Raw genomic sequence first — 15,684 nt, forward strand, 5'->3', positions numbered from 1 at the left:
GAATCCGCCCAGCACAGCGCAGCACCTACCCCAGAACGAGGGTCCGCCCAGCACGGCGCGCTGATTAGGTCCACGGGGGGAAACTCTGGGGAATCCACGAGGGGAACTCTGGGGAATCTGATTCCCTCTCCCCCTAGCAAGGGAAGCGGAAGGCCGCCGGAGCCGTCCCGTGGTCTGATTCCGTCACGGACCTCCACATGCCGCGGCCCCGCGCAGGGGAGGCGGAGGGCAGCCGAAGCGGTCCCGTGGGTCGCGGGTCGGTCTCGCTCGGCGCGCCTGCGTCCGCAACCGGGTGTCGCCGCCCTACAGTCGGAGCGTGACCGCGATGACGCCAGTGCCCGATCTCTTCCGCGAAGCCGTCGCGGCGCTGCAAGCCGTCCGGCCGCGCCCGGAGATCCGCCTGGAGACGATGCGTGCGCCGCAGCGGCTCGCGCCGTGGTCCTATGCGTTGAGCTGCGACGTTTCCGGGCCCGCAGACGTGCTGGCGTCCGGCAGGCTGGTGCTGCTGCACGACCCGGACGGCCAGGAGGGCTGGGACGGCGTGCTGCGGCTGGTCATGTACGTCCGCGCCGAGCTCGACCGCGAGCTGGCCACGGACCCGTTCCTCCCGGCGGTCGGCTGGTCGTGGCTCACCGACGCGCTGGAGGCCTCCGGAGCGTCGTGGAAGGCGCTCGGCGGCACCGTCACCGAGACGTCCTCGGCCCGGTTCGGCGACATCTCCGGTCCGGCCCGCACCGACGACCTCGAGCTGCGGGCGTCCTGGACCCCCACCGACGGCGCGCTCGGGCCGCACGGGCTCGCGTTCTGCCAGGTGATGGCGAGCGTCGTGGGGCTGCCTCCGGTGGGCGTCACGCTGTTCGAGCAGCGGCAGAGCTCCTGATTTCCTAAGTTCACCCGGTCGGGCAGCGTCTCCGCCGCGCTTGCACGCGCACGAACGCGCCTTCCCGGGCGGATCCGGGCCCCCGCGGCGCTCCGGCGGGATCTTCGGCGGGGCTTCCGGGCGTCCGCTCCCGACCGTCCATCGTGGACCGCAGCGGGCGCTGCTCCGGATGCTGCACGTTCGTGGCCGGGCGTGATCACAGGCAGTGAACCCCCGGTAACCAGCTCCGACGCGGTTTCCGGGCCCTTTCCGGGCACTCCGGCCAGGAGCGGGCGGCCGCGCGGCGCGGGCGACAAAACATGAAAGAAAATGATCTTGCCCCGGCCGGGGCGCATTTCCGGATCCGGATCGCGGGGGCGGCGGCCCGGCTCCGCGAGCACCCGCAGGTGCACGGGCCATCTGCACGCCCGTTTCATTGCCGGTAACTCAGGTGCATCGCAGCCCGGTCGTCAGTTGTTAACAAGACTTCGATCGTTAGTCCGATCGTGTTACAACGACCTCGCTGAGTGACGAACTGTTTCGGATAGATACCCATTCGATCCCCCCGCAACGGCGTCCGGACGGCTACAGTGCCTGGGACGACACCACTTTCGGTCTAAAGCTGGCGCGGCTGAACGGCCGAAGGTCCCGGTGCCGGTCGGGGGGCACGACCGACTCCAGGGAGGTAGTGACGTGGCTACCGTCGGCTTATCTCAGGCCGTCCGATCCACGCCAGCCGGCGCCTTGCCGGCGAGCATGGTTCCGCACCCGCGGGAAGAGCTTTTTTCCGTGTTGGTGGTCGATGACCACCCGCTGTTGAGGGAGGCAATCGCAGCACGACTCGCACAAATGGGTGCGGGCACTGTCCACGAAGCCGCCACGGTGGCCGAGGCGAGGGCGCGAGCACAGGCCACCGGCCCGTGCGACCTGGCGATCCTCGATCTCGGACTGCCGGACGGCAGCGGAATCGAACTGGTTACGGAACTCCGTAGCCACGGCTGGCCGCGCGTGGTGGTCCTGGCATCCTCCGACGACCCGTACGCGGTGCGCTCCGCGTTCCAGGCCGGAGCTCAGGCGTACCTGCTGAAGTCGGCGTCGCCGGTGGTGGTCACCGACGGCGTGCGCCGGGTTCTCGAAGGCGGCGTTTACGCCGACCCGAGCGTGGCCCCGGTCCTGGCGACCGGCACGCGAGTGGCGGGCACCGACAACACCCCGCGCGAGCTGTCGGCTCGCGAGGTGGAGGTGCTCCAGCTCGTCGCGGACGGGCAGTCGAACAAGGAGATCGGGGAGGAGCTTTCCCTCTCCGCGCTCACCGTCAAGTCCCACCTGTCCCGCATCGGGCGCAAGCTCGGCACGGGCGACCGGGCGCAGATGGTCGCGCTGGCGATGCGAGCCGGCGTGATCCGCTGACGACGACGAACCACGTCCCTGCGGGGCGGGCGGACCAGGCGCGGTCCGCCCGTCCCGTAGGGTCGTCGGACATGGGAACTGCACAGGCGGACGGAGCCCGGACCGGAGACGAGACCACCGACCCCTCCGGGGACTCCCGAACGCCGGTGCTGCTCAGGGAACCGGCGGAGGGCACCCCACCGGTCGTGGCCGATCCCGACGCGCTCGCCGAGGCGTGCGCGCGGCTCGCCGCGGGCACGGGCGCCGTGGCCGTCGACACCGAACGGGCGTCGGGCTATCGCTACTGGCCCAAGGCCTATCTCGTCCAGCTGCGCCGCGAAGGCTCCGGCACGGTGCTGATCGACCCGATCGCGCTCGCCGACGACCTCGCCCCGCTGCGGGACGTCCTCAACGACACCGAATGGGTGCTGCACGCCGCGTCCCAGGATCTGCCGTGCCTGGCGGAGCTGGACCTGCGGCCGCGTTCGCTGTTCGACACCGAGCTGGCCGGACGGCTGGCCGGGTACGAACGCGTCGCGCTGGGCACGCTCGTGGAGCTGCTGCTCGGGTACACCCTCGAAAAGGGCCACAGCGCCGCGGACTGGTCGAAGCGTCCGCTGCCGATCGACTGGCTCAACTACGCCGCGCTCGACGTCGAGCTGCTCAACGAACTGCGCGCGAAGCTCGAGACCGAGCTGGCCGCGCAGGGCAAGCTGGAGTGGGCGCAGCAGGAGTTCGAGGCCGTGCGCACCGCTCCCCCGCCCGCACCGCGCGCCGAACCGTGGCGCCGGACGTCCGGGGTGCACAAGATCCGCAGCCCGCGCGGCCTCGCCGCGGTGCGCGAGATGTGGCAGGCCCGCGACGAACTGGCTCGCAAACGCGACCGCGCACCGAGCCGGATCCTGCCCGACAGCGCGATCGTCAACGCGGTGACCTCCGACCCGAAGACGGTCGAGGAGCTGCAGGCGCTGCCGGTGTTCAGCGGACGCGTCCAGCGCAAGTACACCGCCAGCTGGCTGCGGCACCTCCAGGCGGCCAAAGCGCTGCCGGCGAGCGAGCTGCCGAGCCCGAGCCAGCCCAACGACGGTCCGCCGCCGGTGAACCGCTGGGCCGACAAGGACCCCGACGCCGCCGCCCGGCTGGCCGCCGCGCGTGCCGCGTTGGCCGCGATCGCGGAGGACCGCAAGCTGCCGGTGGAGAACCTCCTGCTGCCGGATTTGGTCCGGCGCACCTGCTGGCGTCCCCCGGCCGATCTCGCGGAGGACTCGGTCGCGGACGCGCTGCGGGCGGGCGGGGCGCGGCCGTGGCAGGTCGAGCTGACCGCGGCGGTGCTGAGCAAGGCGTTGCACAGCACGGCTTCCTGACCTGCGCCGGGTGGTTCAGACCTCTAGGTGAGATCTCACGTACGGCGACGCGTCGGTCGGCGGTAGCCGAGCGACCGCGCCACGCCGGTCGCCGTGGTGACCACCGCGGGCACCAGATGGGCGACTGAGGTCGTCTCCCGGCGGCCCACGACCGCGACCGCGGCGGTGACCCGTGCGGTAGCGTCGCGGATCGGGGCAGCGACAGCGACCGCGTCGTCGGCGAGCTGGCGATCGGCGACGCAATATCCGGTGCGGGCGATGTCGGCGAGTTCGGCGCGCAGGGTTTCCGGGTCGGTCGTGGTGTGCGGGGTTTCCGCGGCGATCGGGGTGGTCAGGGCGGATTCGCGGGTGTCGGCGGCGGCGTGCGCGAGCAGGACGCGGCCGGTGGCGGTGGTGGTCGCGGGAAGGCGGCTGCCGGTCGTGGTCAGGATGCCGACCGAACGGTGTCCGGCCAGCCTGGCCAGGAACACGACGTCAGTCCCGTCCAGCACGGACAGGTGCACGTTCTCGCCGGTCGCGTCGAACAGGTCGCCCAGGTACGGCAGGGCGATTTCGCGGATCGACGCCCTGGCCAGCGACAGCGAGCCGAGCTCCCACAGCTTCAGGCCGAGGTGATAGCCGCCGTGTTCGTCGCGGACCAGCGCTCCCCAGTCGGCCAGCTCGCCGACCAGCCGGTGTGCCGTGCTCAACGGCAGGCTCGCGGACTGGGCGATTTCGGTCAGGGAAAGCACCGGCGTCCGCGGGCTGAAGCAGTCCAGCACCGACAGCAGCCGCGCCGCCGCGGTGGGTCTGGCTTCCATGTGGCGGAAGTCTGATTGAGGCCGGGCCTCGGCGCAAGCGACACTGCGGGCGTGGGTCGGCCAAGCGAGTCAGTTGTGATCACCGGGGCGGGATCGGGTCTGGGGCTGGGAGTGGGATTGACGCTCGCGGCGCGCGGGCATCGGGTGTTCGCCACAGTCGAACGGGACGACCAGATCGAGCCGACGCGGGCGGCGTTCGCCGAGCGCGGGCTCGCCGCGGAGGTCTCCCGGCTCGATCTGCTCGATCCGGCTGATCGCGAGGCAGCGGCGGCGCTCGACGCGTCCGTTCTGCTCAACAACGCCGGATTCGGTGCGGAAGGTCCGCTTCTGCGCACGGATTCCGCCGTGGTCCGGAAGACGTTCGAGGTCAACGTCTTCGGCACGCTCGAGCTGACGCGACTGGTCGCCGATCGGCTCGTCGCCGCCGGGCGCGGCGGGCGGATCGTGTTCGTGACGTCGGTGGCCGGGCTGTTCGTCGCGCCCGGGGCGGGTCCGTACGGGGCGAGCAAGTTCGCCCTCGAAGCCATGGCGCAGGCGGTTCGCCAGGAACTGCGGCCGCACGGGATCGAAGTCCGGGTCGTCGAGCCCGGGCCGTTTTCCACGGGATTCAACGAAAAACTCGTCGAGAACGCACCTGCCTCGGAGCACGACTTTTCGGATTTCCTCGCGATGCAACGCGATCCGGCGCAGGCGGTCGAGACGATCGTTCGGGTGGCGGTCGAATCCGGGTCGTACCGGACGATCGTGCCGGGCGAGTTCGGGGCGATCGTGCGCGAGCAGCAAGATCGGCTGTGGGCCGAGACCGACCTGGTCGATCCGTGAGAAAGTGCGACAGCACACCAGTACGAGACAGGAGCACATGACAGTGAAGATCGCGGTTCTCGGGGGCGGACACGGTTCCTGGGCCACGGTGGCGGAGCTCGCCGAGAACGGCCACGAAGTGCGCTGGTGGCGGCGGAACGCCGAGGCGCTGGAAGCGGTGCGCGCGACCGGAGCGGTGAGCGTCCGGGATTACCGAGGTTCCCGATCGGTGCCGGTGGGCGACGGCGCCGGGGAGATCAACCCGGTGGCGGACCTCGCCGAGGCGGTGCGCGACGCGGCCCTGGTCGTGATCCCGCTGCCGTCGACGACGCACGACGACCTGGCTCCTCAGCTCGCTCCGCTGCTGACCGAGGGCCAGGTGGTGTTCATGCCGCCGGGCACGTTCGGTTCGATGGTGTTCGCCAAGGCCGTCGCGGCGGCGGGCGGCAGTGCGGAGATCGCGTTCGCCGAAGCCGGGACGCTGCCGTATCTCGCGCGCCGGCACGGGGACGCGGAAGTGGTGATCAGCGGGTACGCGACCCGGCTGCCGACCGGGGTTTTCCCGTTGCGGCTGGCGGAAAGCGCGTTCAAGACGCTGCGCGAGGCGTACCCGAGCGTCGAGGACGCGGGCGACGGGCTCAGCGGCGCGCTGATGAACGCGGGCCCGATCATCCACCCGCCGCTGATCACGATGAACGCCGGTCCGCTGGAGCATTTCGCCGCCTGGGACATCCACAACGAGGGCACACAGCCGTCCATCCGCAGCGTCACCGACGCGCTGGACGCCGAGCGGGTCGCGCTGCGCGAAGCGTTCGGCTACGGCGCGCCGCACTTCCCGCTGGCCGATCACTACGCCGCCGACGGCGACGAGTGGATGTACGGCCGCTCGGCGCACGAGCGGCTCACCGACAGCGGCGACTGGCGCGAGAAGATCGACCTCCACACGCACCGCTACATGGTGGAAGACACCCGGCTCGGGCTGTCGCTGCTGGTGTCCGCGGGCCGGTGGGCCGGGGTGCCGACGCCGGTCGCGGAAGGCCTGCTGGCGCTCGGTTCCGCGATCACCGGCCGCGATTTCTACGCCGAGGGACGGACTTTCGAGAACCTCGGCCTGGCGGATCTCGACCGGGCCGGGCTGACCGAGCTGCTGCGGGACGGAGTCCAGTCGTGATCGCCATCGTCGGCGCCGGGCGGATGGGCGAGGGCATCGCGCTGGCCTTCCTCGCGGCGGGACATCCGGTGCTGCTCGCGGACGTCAAGAACCGCACCGAGGAGGAACGCCAGCTCCGGCGCGACGAGGTCCGCAAGCGTCTCGCCGACCGGCTCCGCGCGATGTTCGGCCACGCGGACGCGCTGGAAAGCCTGACGCTCGGCGACCGTTCGGCGAAGGAACTCGCCGGCGCGACCGTGGTGTTCGAGGCCGTGCCGGAGGTCATGGACGTCAAGCGCGAGGTGTTCGGCTGGCTCGGCTCGCAGGTGCCGGAGTCGGCGGTGCTGGCCTCGACGACGTCGACCTTCCTGGTCACGCAGATCGCGGAACTCGCCGAACGGCCGGAGCGGGTCGTCAACGCGCACTGGCTCAACCCGGCCGAGCTGATGCCGCTGGTCGAGGTCAGCCGCAGCGACGCCACCGACCCGGCCGCGGTCGACCGGCTCGTGGAACTGCTGCGCGAAATCGGCAAGGTGCCGGTGGTGTGCGGGCCCGCCGCCGGGTACATCGTGCCGCGGCTGCAGGCGCTGCTGATGAACGAGGCCGCGCGGATGGTCGAGGAAGGGGTGGCCGGAGCCGCCGAGATCGACCTCGCCGTGCGCGCCGGGCTCGGTCCGCGGTTTTCGGTGCTGGGCCCGCTGGAATTCATCGACTGGGGCGGCGGCGACATCCTGTACTACGCCTCGCGCTACCTGACCGGCGAACTCGGCGAGCGGTTCCAGGCGCCCGCGATCGTCGAGGACAACATGACCGGCCAGCGGCGCGGCCTCCAGGACGGAGCCGGGTTCTACCGCTTCGACCAGGCCGGGGTGCCGGACTACCGGACTGCGCGGATGCGGGAGTTCGAGGAAATCTTCCGGCTGCGGGAACCGCATTTGCGGGACGGGACGCCGGTTCCGGTGCGTCCGGAGGACGAATCGGCGGAGTGATCCTTCGGCGGCCGCGGGTTCGGGCCCGCGGCCGTCAGCACTCCTTCAGCCAGCCGGTTGCCTGGACGGTGCGCGGATGGGCATCGCCGAAAACCGCTTTGAAGCCGGACACCACGGATTCCAGCTCGGTCGCAGCACCCGTTCGGTCGCCGCGTTGGGCGGCGGCTCGGGCCAGTGTCGCGCGGAGGCCGAGTACCACTGGGTGTCCGGCTGGCCAGGCACCGGCGGCCAGCACGGTTCGCGCAGAGTGCTCCGCTTCGTCCAGGTTGCCGCTCTCGACGCAGGCTTGCGCGAGGGTGCCGCGCAGGAGCAGCGCGCCTCGGCCTCGCGCTTCAACCAGAAGCTCGCGGAGCAGGTCGGCTGACTCGGCGGCTTGCCCCGCTTTCAGCAGCACGGTCGCCAGGCTTTCCGCCAGAGCTTGCCGCTTCCCGTACAACTCGCGCAGCGGAGCGATCGCCGCCTCCGGATCCCCGGTTTCGGCTTGCACCACCAAACGGAGACCGCGGATCGCGTCCCGTTGCTCGTCGGTCTCGCAGAGCGCATCCTCGTCCGACAGCAATTGCTCGACTGCCTCGTAGCGGTTCAGCGCGCGCAGCAGGGCGATCTTCCGGCGTCGACCGGCTTTCGTCCGGAGGTGCGCCGGGCCGAGTTCAGCCGTGCAGTAGCCGACATGCGCGTCCAGGACCGCCAGCGCGTCTTCGTACTGCGCCGCCACGGCATAGGCTTCCGCGAGGAACAGCTGGGTCTTGAAGGTCGCGGGCTGGCGGGCGCCCCACGTTTCCTCGAACAGCTCCGCAGTGCGTTCCAGCAGCGGGATCGCCTCTGCCGGACGGCCCTGCGACGTCTGGCACCACGCCAGATTCGCCCACGCGGCAAGGGTGTTCGGCTCGCGCGGACCGAAGACGTCCGTCAACGCGGGCACCAGGTCCGCGTAGTGCCGTTCGGCGGCGGGCCAGTCCTCGTTCTTGACCAGCGACTGACCCAGCAGAAGCCGCCTACGCAGGTTCGGCACGCTGTTCGGGTTGCGCGCCTTCGCGAGGGCGGACTGCAGCGCGGCGACCTCGTCGGCCGGCTCTGGCTTCGTGCGGAAGAGTCCCACTTGGACAGTCTGCCTGCTGCGCCGTTCAATCCTCCGTCAACCACCCGGATGCTTCGACGGCATCCGGATGCTTCGGACCAAACGCCTCCGCAAGCAGCAGCCGTGGCCGGGCCATCAGGGCTGCCCCGCGAACCCGGGAGTGTGCCGTCCCCCACTCGACCGGGCCACTCCCCTGGTTACCCACCGGTAACAAGGGCTAGGGTGCGGGACAGGAACACTCTCGACTTCAGGAGCATTCGTGGCCGCACCAGCAACGCCGCCGCTCGCGCCCACCGCGCGAGGGGTGCGCAATGTCGTCTTCGTCGAAGGGGTACGCACGCCCTTCGGCAAGGCGGGCGACAAGGGCATGTACGCCGGGACCCGGGCGGACGACCTCGTCGTCAACGCCATCCGCGAGCTGCTGCGGCGGCATCCGGAGCTGCCGCCCGAGCGAGTGGACGAGGTGGCGATCGCCGCGACGACGCAGATCGGCGACCAGGGCCTGACCATCGGCCGCACCGCCGCGCTGCTCGCCGGGCTGCCGAAGTCCGTGCCGGGCTTCGCGATCGACCGGATGTGCGCGGGCGCGATGACCGCGGTGACCACCACCGCGAGCGGCATCGGCTTCGGCGCGTACGACATCGCCATCGCGGGCGGCGTCGAACACATGGGCCGCCACCCGATGGGCGAGGGCGTCGACCCGAACCCGCGGATCGTCGCGGACAAGCTGGTCGACCCGACCGCGCTCGTGATGGGCCAGACCGCGGAGAACCTGCACGACCGCTTCCCGGAGATCACCAAGGAGCGCACGGACGCGTTCGCCGCGCGCAGCCAGGAGCGCTACGCCGAGGCCGTGAAGACCGGCAAGATCGGGCCGGAGCTGGTTCCGGTCGCCACGCGCAGCAAGGAACTGGGCTGGGGCCTCGCGACCGAGGACGAGCCGCCGCGCCCGGGCACGACCGTCGAGCAGCTGGCGAAGCTGAAGACGCCGTTCCGCCCGCACGGCCGGATCACCGCGGGCAACGCGGCCGGGCTGAACGACGGCGCCACCGCGGCGATCCTCGCCGACGAGGACACCGCGCGCGAGCTGGGCCTGCCGATCGGGATGCGGCTGGTCGGCTACTCGTTCGCGGGCGTCGAGCCGGAGGTCATGGGCATCGGCCCGGTGCCTGCCACCGAGAAGCTGTTCAAGCGCACCGGCCTGTCCATCGACGACATCGGCCTGTTCGAGATCAACGAGGCGTTCGCGGTGCAGGTGCTCGCGTTCCTCGACCACTTCGGCATCGCCGACGACGACCCGCGGGTCAACCAGTGGGGCGGCGCGATCGCGTGCGGCCACCCGCTGGCCTCGTCCGGCGTGCGGCTGATGACGCAGCTGGCGCGCCAGTTCGCCGAGCGCCCCGACGTGCGCTACGGCCTCACCACGATGTGCATCGGCATCGGCATGGGCGGCACCGTGATCTGGGAAAACCCGGCCTACAACGGCTCTGAGGGGGCGAAGTAATGACTTTCACCGCTGAAGAGGCGAAGGCCGCGTTCCCGGACGAGGTCGTAACCAACGCCGTCACGAACCTGGTCAAGGTCCCGGGGCTGGACAAGCCGGTCGCACTGATCACGTTGGACAACGGCCACGACCACACGCGGCCGAACACCTTCGGCCCGCAGGGTCTCGTCGCGCTGAACACCGCGCTGGACGAGGCGTTCGCCGCCGAGCCCGCCGCGATCGCGGTCACCGGCAAGCCCTTCATTTTCGCCGTCGGCGCGGACCTTTCCGGCGTCGAAGCGGTGTCGGACCCGAAGCTGGCGCGCGAGATCGCGCAGACCGGGCACGACGTGTTCCGCCGGCTCACCGAGTCGAAGATCCCGACGTTCGGGTTCGTCAACGGCGCGGTGATGGGCGGCGGGCTCGAACTCGCGCTGTCCTGCCACTACCGGACGCTGTCGGAGAACACCGCGGCGATCGCGTTCCCCGAGGTGTTCCTCGGCCTGTTCCCGGGCTGGGGCGGCACGCAGCTGCTGCCGAACCTCATCGGCCCGGACGCCGCCGTCACCGTGATCATCGAGAACGCGCTGGCGCAGAACAAGATGCTGAACGTGCGCAAGGCCGCCGAACTCGGCATCGTCGACGAGGTCTTCGGTTCCGCGGACTACCTCGAGCAGTCGCTCCTGTGGCTGGCGAAGGTGGTCAACGGCGAGATCACCCCGGCTCGCCGGGAAATCGACCGCGGCGCGGAGTGGGACGCGGCGATCGCGCGGGCCAAGTCCATCGTGGACGGTCGTACGCACGGTGCGTCGCCGGGCGCGACCAAGGCCGTCGAACTGCTGGAGCTGGCGCGGGAGAACGACCTCGACCGCGGTTACGCGGCGGAGACCGACGGGCTCGCCGAACTGCTGATGTCGGACGTGCTGCGGGCCGGGCTGTACTCGTTCAACCTGGTCAACAAGCGGGCGAAGCGGCCGGCCGGCGCGCCGGACAAGTCGTTGGCGCGCAAGGTGAACAAGGTCGGCATCGTCGGCGCGGGCCTGATGGCCAGCCAGCTGGCGCTGCTGTTCGTGCGCCGCCTCAAGGTGCCGGTGGTGCTCACTGACGTCGACCAGGCGCGCATCGACAAGGGCGTCGGCTATGTCCACGAGGAGATCGACAAGCTTCTGGCCAAGAAGCGCGTGTCCCCGGACGGCGCGAACCGCCTGAAGGCTCTGGTCACCGGCTCGCTCGACAAGGCCGCGTTCGCCGACGCGGACTTCGTGATCGAGGCCGTGTTCGAAGAGCTGGGCGTGAAGCAGCAGGTGTTCGCCGAGCTGGAGCAGCACGTCTCCCCCGAGGCGATCCTGGCCACGAACACCTCGTCGCTGTCGATCACCGCGATGGCGTCGAAGCTGCAGCACCCGGAGCGCGTGGTCGGCTTCCACTTCTTCAACCCGGTGGCCGTGCTGCCGCTGCTGGAGATCGTGCGCGGCGAGAAGACCGACGACGCGGCGCTGGCGACGGCGTTCTCGGTCGGCAAGCAGCTGAAGAAGTCGAGCGTGCTGGTGAAGGACGCGACGGCGTTCGTCGTGAACCGGCTGCTGCTGCGCTTCCTCGGCGAGGTGCTGGTGGCGGTGGACGAGGGCACGCCGTTCGACGTGGCCGACTCCGCGCTGGAGCCGCTCGGCCTGCCGATGTCGCCGCTGAACCTGATGCAGCTCGTCGGCCCGGCCATCGCGCTGCACGTCGGCGAGACGCTGCACGGCTCGTTCCCGGACCGCTTCACCGTGAGCGAGAACCTGGACAAGTTCGTGAAGGCGGGCAAGAAGGGCGTCTGGACCTGGGACGCGACCGGCACGCCGTCGGTCGACCCGGAGGTCGCCGCACTGTGGACGCAGGGCGACCAGCCGTCCACCGCCGAGCAGGTCCGCGACCGCGCGCTGAACGCGATCGCCGAAGAGGTCCGGATCATGCTCGACGAGGGCGTGGTCGCGGAGGCCCAGGACATCGACCTGTGCCTGATCCTCGGCGCGGGCTGGCCGTTCTGGCTGGGCGGCATCACGCCGTACCTCGACCGGGCGGGCGTGTCCGAGCGGGTCAACGGCAAGCCGTTCCTCTCCCAGGGAGTCGCTTCGGTTCCGGCGTAACGCCTTGGCGGAGCCGCCCTGTTCCGTGCAGGGCGGCTCCGCCGTGAACCCGGACACATCGAGCGCTTCGTGACCTTCTGAGCACCAGCCGTTCACCGCTGCCCCATAGCGTCCTGCCGAATCATCGGAGCAGGTCAGGAGCAGGATGAACAGCACGAACCCGGACGGCGTCGGCCGTCGCGGATTCCTCAAGCGCGCGGGACTGGCCGGCGCGGTCGCGGCCGGGGTCCCGGCGCTGGCCTCGGGCCAGGCCGACGCGGCGGGCCTCGATTTGGGGCTCGACCTCGGGATCGATCTCGACTGGCTGTTCGGGTGCCGCTACCAGTGGGTCGTCGGCGATCACCACACGCACAGCCAGTACTCGTACGATGCGATGTACACCATCGACCGGATCGCGTCCGGCGCGCGCGAGCACGGCGCGAAGTGGATCGTTTTCACTGATCACGGGCACGCGACGCACGAGAAGTCGTCGGTGGAGCCGACCAGCCGCGACGTGCTCGCCGCGCAGCGGAGGCATCCGGATCTGCTGCTGTGGCAAGGCATGGAGTGGAACGTGCCGGGCGCGGAGCACGCGACGCTGTTCTTCCAGGCCGGCCGCGACCAGGCCACCGTGCTGCGCGAGTTCGAGCGCAGCTTCGACTGGCGGCTGACGGGTTCCGAATCGTCCAGCCCGGAGCACGAAGCGTTGGCGCTCAAGGGTTTGCGATGGCTTGCCGAGCAGGAACGCAAGCGCCGGATCCACGCGCCGGTCGTGCTGATCAATCACCCGCTGCGCAACGGCCGCGTGTCACCGCACGAACTGCGCAACTACCGCGACACTGCACCCGGAATCGTGATCGGCATGGAAGGCGCACCCGGCGCGCAGGCCGACGGATTCCCCAAGTCGCAAGGCAATGGCGGTGCGCGAGGCGGCTACGCCAACAATCCCGGTGCGGATTCGTGGCCCGGCTTCCCCGCCGAGGCGTACCGCACGTTCGGCGGCTGGGACTGGACCACGGCGAAGGTCGGCGGGCTGTGGGATTCCCTGCTGGCCGAAGGAAAACCGTGGTGGATCACCACGAACTCCGATTCGCACTACAACCGCGGCGACCACCTGGTGCGCCCGGCGGTGCCGGACGGCTGGTACGAGCAGACCGGCAAGTACCCGGACCCGGTGGACAGCGGGGTTCCGCAATTGTCCGCGCCGTATGCGGATTTCTACCCCGGCGAGTTCAGCCGCACCGTGGTCGGCGTGTCCCGGCCGGGCTTCGAGGGCGTGCTGGAAGGCCTGCGCGCGGGCCGGATTTGGCTGTCCCACGGCGGTCTGGTGCAACAGCTGGAAGTCGGCGTGCACGGCAGCGGCGACTGCGCGACGTTCGGCGGTCGGCTGCGCGTGCGCCGGGGCTCGACGGTGACGGTCGTGGTTTCCGCGGTGACCGCATACCGACCGAACGGCTCGGGTTCGGTGCCGCGCCTCGGCCGGCTGGACCTGATCTCAGGCCCGGTCACCGGCCCGGCGGCGAATCGCGACACGATGACTGCGCCGGGTACGCGCGTGGTCGAGTCATTCACGCCTTCGCGCGGCTACGCGGGACGACGGGTGACGTTCAAGCACACGTTCCGCAACGTGCGGGAGCCGTTCTACGTCCGGGTGCGCGGGACGGACGGGAAGCGGCACGTGGCGGGCGGGATCGAGCCGGCGGTGGACGTGATCGGGCAGGCGAACCCGTACGAAGACTTGTGGCTGTACGGGAACCCCACGTTCGTCGACGTCCACTGACGCCGTGGGTGGCTAGACCGGTTCTCACCGGCCTAGCCACCCACGAGCCGCTACGCGGCCGGCAGCCGCACAGTCACCGCCAGCCCGCCGCCGACCACTGGCTCCGCGGACACCGTCCCGCCGTGGGCCTGCACCGCCGCCCGCACGATCGAAAGTCCCAGTCCCGCACCGGAACGCGCCGTCCGGGCCACCCCGGCGCGGCGGAACGGCTGGAACAGTTCCGGCACCGCCGCCGGGTCCAGCAGCCCGCCCGACGAACGCACCCGCAGCGTCGACCATTGCGCGCCCGGCTCCGTCGTCACCTCGATCCAGCCGCCGTCGACGTTGTGCCGCACCGCGTTCTCGACCAGGTTCCCGGCGATCCGTTCCAGCAAAGCCGAATCCCCGATCGCGGGCGAGGGTTGCATCGCGAAATCCGCGCGCAGGCCGCGTTGTTCGGCCTCGCCGCGGACCGCGGACCACGCCCGTTCCACGAGCACGGTCAGGTCGACCAGTTCCCGCGTCACCAGACCGGCTCCGTCGGTCCTGGCCAGCAACAGCAACGAATTCACCAGCTGTCCCGCCCGGTTCGTCGCGTCCAGCACGACCCCGGCCATCCGGCGGAATTCGGCCTCGTCGGCGTGTTCGTCGGACAGCGTGACGTCCAATTCCGTACGGATCACCGACAGCGGCGTGCGCAATTCGTGGCTCGCGTTGGCGACGAAATGCCGCTGCGAATCGAACGCGTCCTGAAGCCGGTCCAGCATGTCGTCGAACGTCCGCGCCAGCTCGGCCAGTTCGTCGCGCGAGCGGATCTCGCCGATGCGCTCCCCCATCGACTCGATCGACAGCCGCCGCGCGGTCCCGGTGATCTCGCGCAGCGGCCGCAGCACGCGGGACGTGAACGTCCAAGCCAGGATCGCCGCCGCGGCCACCACGAAGCAGAACGCCAGCGAGCCGAAGATCAGCACCCGGGTGACCGCGTGCTGACGCAGGTGCTGCGCGAGCGTGGACGCGTCCACGTCGATGCCGTCGACTCGCACGATGGTGCCCGGCGGCATGTGCGGCACGGCGTCGACGGCGTCGCCGACGAGCGTCCACGCCAGCCACAGCAGCAGCAACCCCGCCGCGGCGACCAGGACGGTCGCCAGGACGGTGACGCGCACCCGCAGGCTGCGGGCGCCGGGAAGCTTCACTCGGAACCGGCGACCGACACCCGGTAGCCCGAGCCGACCACGGTCTCGATGATGCCCGGTTCGCCGAGCTTCTTGCGCAAGGTCATCACGGTGACCCGGACGGTCGTGGTGAACGGGTCGGCGTTCTCGTCCCACACCCGTTCGAGCAGTTCCTCGCTGCTGACCACGGATCCGCCGGCGGACAGCAGCACCTCGAGCACGCCGAACTCCTTGCGGGTCAGCTCGACCGGCCCGCTCGCGCGCCGGACGGTGCGCTTCGCCGGGTCCAGCTCGACGTCGCCCGCGGTGAGCAGCGGCGGCGCGGCGGGCGTCGCGCGGCGGCCCAGCGCCCGCACGCGCGCGACCAGCTCCGGGAACGCGAACGGCTTCGCGAGATAGTCGTCCGCGCCCAGGGACAGCCCGTCCACCCGGTCGGACACCGAACTGCTCGCGGTCAGCATCAGCACGCGCGTCAGCTCGCCGGACGTCACGATCTCGCGGCACAGGTCGTCGCCGGACATCCCGGGCAGGTCGCGGTCGAGCAGCACCACGTCGTACCGCGTGACGGACGACTTCTCGTGCCCGTCGTCGCCCGTGAGCGCGATGTCGACGGCCATGCCCTCCCGCCGCAGCCCGCGGGCGATCGCGTCGGCCAACGGCTCTTCGTCTTCGACTACCAGAACTCGCACCAGACCACAATCCCATAGTTTCCTGAGAGCACCTGAGAGA

Annotated in this window: 13 protein-coding genes; 9 read left to right on the plus strand and 4 right to left on the minus strand. The window is 70.7% G+C overall.

Going from position 1 to position 15,684, the window contains the following annotated elements:
• The first annotated feature begins 316 nt into the window (after positions 1-316).
• The 3 genes from EIZ45_RS27875 to EIZ45_RS27885 all read left to right on the plus strand — a co-directional run bounded on the left by EIZ45_RS27875 (position 317) and on the right by EIZ45_RS27885 (position 3,612).
• Positions 317-880, plus strand: coding sequence for a DUF3000 domain-containing protein (locus EIZ45_RS27875; RefSeq protein ID WP_037819065.1), 564 nt, complete (start codon positions 317-319; stop codon positions 878-880).
• Between the two features lie 672 nt (positions 881-1,552).
• Positions 1,553-2,269, plus strand: coding sequence for a response regulator transcription factor (locus tag EIZ45_RS27880; RefSeq protein WP_033291604.1), 717 nt, complete (start codon positions 1,553-1,555; stop codon positions 2,267-2,269).
• Positions 2,270-2,340: 71 nt separating this feature from the next.
• Positions 2,341-3,612 carry a ribonuclease D gene (locus EIZ45_RS27885; RefSeq protein WP_238607493.1) on the plus strand — a complete coding sequence of 424 codons (1,272 nt, stop codon included), beginning with the start codon at positions 2,341-2,343 and terminating at the stop codon, positions 3,610-3,612.
• Between the two features lie 35 nt (positions 3,613-3,647).
• On the opposite strand, the gene EIZ45_RS27890 is transcribed toward EIZ45_RS27885, so the two are convergent.
• Positions 3,648-4,412: an IclR family transcriptional regulator gene (locus EIZ45_RS27890; RefSeq protein WP_134666413.1), complete on the minus strand. Its 765-nt coding sequence runs from the start codon at positions 4,410-4,412 to the stop codon at positions 3,648-3,650.
• 75 nt (positions 4,413-4,487) lie between these two features.
• Here EIZ45_RS27890 and EIZ45_RS27895 point away from each other — a divergent pair, with 75 nt between their 5' ends.
• From EIZ45_RS27895 to EIZ45_RS27905, 3 genes are read left to right on the plus strand one after another with little or no spacing between them, the layout of a single operon-like run.
• A complete protein-coding gene (locus EIZ45_RS27895) occupies positions 4,488-5,234 on the plus strand; it encodes an SDR family NAD(P)-dependent oxidoreductase (RefSeq protein WP_255443426.1) in 747 nt (248 codons plus the stop codon).
• A 37-nt stretch (positions 5,235-5,271) separates the two neighbouring features.
• Positions 5,272-6,384: an NAD/NADP-dependent octopine/nopaline dehydrogenase family protein gene (locus EIZ45_RS27900; protein WP_240690770.1), complete on the plus strand. Its 1,113-nt coding sequence runs from the start codon at positions 5,272-5,274 to the stop codon at positions 6,382-6,384.
• On the plus strand, positions 6,381-7,352 hold the full coding sequence (locus EIZ45_RS27905) for a 3-hydroxyacyl-CoA dehydrogenase NAD-binding domain-containing protein (RefSeq protein ID WP_134666417.1): 972 nt from the start codon (positions 6,381-6,383) through the stop codon (positions 7,350-7,352). The genes EIZ45_RS27900 and EIZ45_RS27905 overlap by 4 nt, the downstream gene beginning before the upstream one ends.
• A gap of 34 nt (positions 7,353-7,386) precedes the next feature.
• On the opposite strand, the gene EIZ45_RS27910 is transcribed toward EIZ45_RS27905, so the two are convergent.
• Entirely contained in the window at positions 7,387-8,451 is a 1,065-nt protein-coding gene (locus EIZ45_RS27910) for a tetratricopeptide repeat protein (protein WP_205670106.1), read from the minus strand.
• Between the two features lie 283 nt (positions 8,452-8,734).
• Between EIZ45_RS27910 and EIZ45_RS27915 the strand changes: the two genes are divergently transcribed.
• The 3 genes from EIZ45_RS27915 to EIZ45_RS27925 all read left to right on the plus strand — a co-directional run bounded on the left by EIZ45_RS27915 (position 8,735) and on the right by EIZ45_RS27925 (position 13,801).
• Complete coding sequence (locus EIZ45_RS27915; protein WP_037819076.1) at positions 8,735-9,934, plus strand: thiolase family protein; 1,200 nt, start codon at positions 8,735-8,737, stop codon at positions 9,932-9,934.
• Positions 9,934-12,042, plus strand: a complete 2,109-nt coding sequence (locus tag EIZ45_RS27920; RefSeq protein ID WP_134666421.1) for a 3-hydroxyacyl-CoA dehydrogenase NAD-binding domain-containing protein — start codon at positions 9,934-9,936, stop codon at positions 12,040-12,042. Before EIZ45_RS27915 ends, EIZ45_RS27920 begins: the two co-directional genes overlap by 1 nt.
• 145 nt (positions 12,043-12,187) lie before the next feature.
• Positions 12,188-13,801: a PHP domain-containing protein gene (locus EIZ45_RS27925; RefSeq protein WP_134666423.1), complete on the plus strand. Its 1,614-nt coding sequence runs from the start codon at positions 12,188-12,190 to the stop codon at positions 13,799-13,801.
• Between the two features lie 50 nt (positions 13,802-13,851).
• On the opposite strand, the gene EIZ45_RS27930 is transcribed toward EIZ45_RS27925, so the two are convergent.
• A complete protein-coding gene (locus EIZ45_RS27930) occupies positions 13,852-14,976 on the minus strand; it encodes a cell wall metabolism sensor histidine kinase WalK (protein WP_043838343.1) in 1,125 nt (374 codons plus the stop codon).
• The gene (locus tag EIZ45_RS27935; RefSeq protein ID WP_009075614.1) at positions 14,973-15,644 is read right to left on the minus strand and encodes a response regulator transcription factor; all 672 of its coding nucleotides are present in this window, start codon (positions 15,642-15,644) and stop codon (positions 14,973-14,975) included. The genes EIZ45_RS27930 and EIZ45_RS27935 overlap by 4 nt, the downstream gene beginning before the upstream one ends.
• Positions 15,645-15,684: the final 40 nt, after the last annotated feature.

The organism is Amycolatopsis sp. CFH S0740 (assembly GCF_004522315.1).
Taxonomy (GTDB): Bacteria; Actinomycetota; Actinomycetes; order Mycobacteriales; family Pseudonocardiaceae; genus Amycolatopsis; species Amycolatopsis nivea.

What these genes read in the sequence shown, in the direction of transcription:
- EIZ45_RS27885 (WP_238607493.1), top strand. Translation starts at nt 2,341, where the DNA reads ATGGGAACTGCACAGGCGGACGGAGCCCGGACCGGAGACGAGACCACC.
- EIZ45_RS27890 (WP_134666413.1), bottom strand. Translation starts at nt 4,412, where the DNA reads ATGGAAGCCAGACCCACCGCGGCGGCGCGGCTGCTGTCGGTGCTGGAC.
- EIZ45_RS27900 (WP_240690770.1), top strand. Translation starts at nt 5,272, where the DNA reads ATGACAGTGAAGATCGCGGTTCTCGGGGGCGGACACGGTTCCTGGGCC.
- EIZ45_RS27920 (WP_134666421.1), top strand. Translation starts at nt 9,934, where the DNA reads ATGACTTTCACCGCTGAAGAGGCGAAGGCCGCGTTCCCGGACGAGGTC.
- EIZ45_RS27925 (WP_134666423.1), top strand. Translation starts at nt 12,188, where the DNA reads ATGAACAGCACGAACCCGGACGGCGTCGGCCGTCGCGGATTCCTCAAG.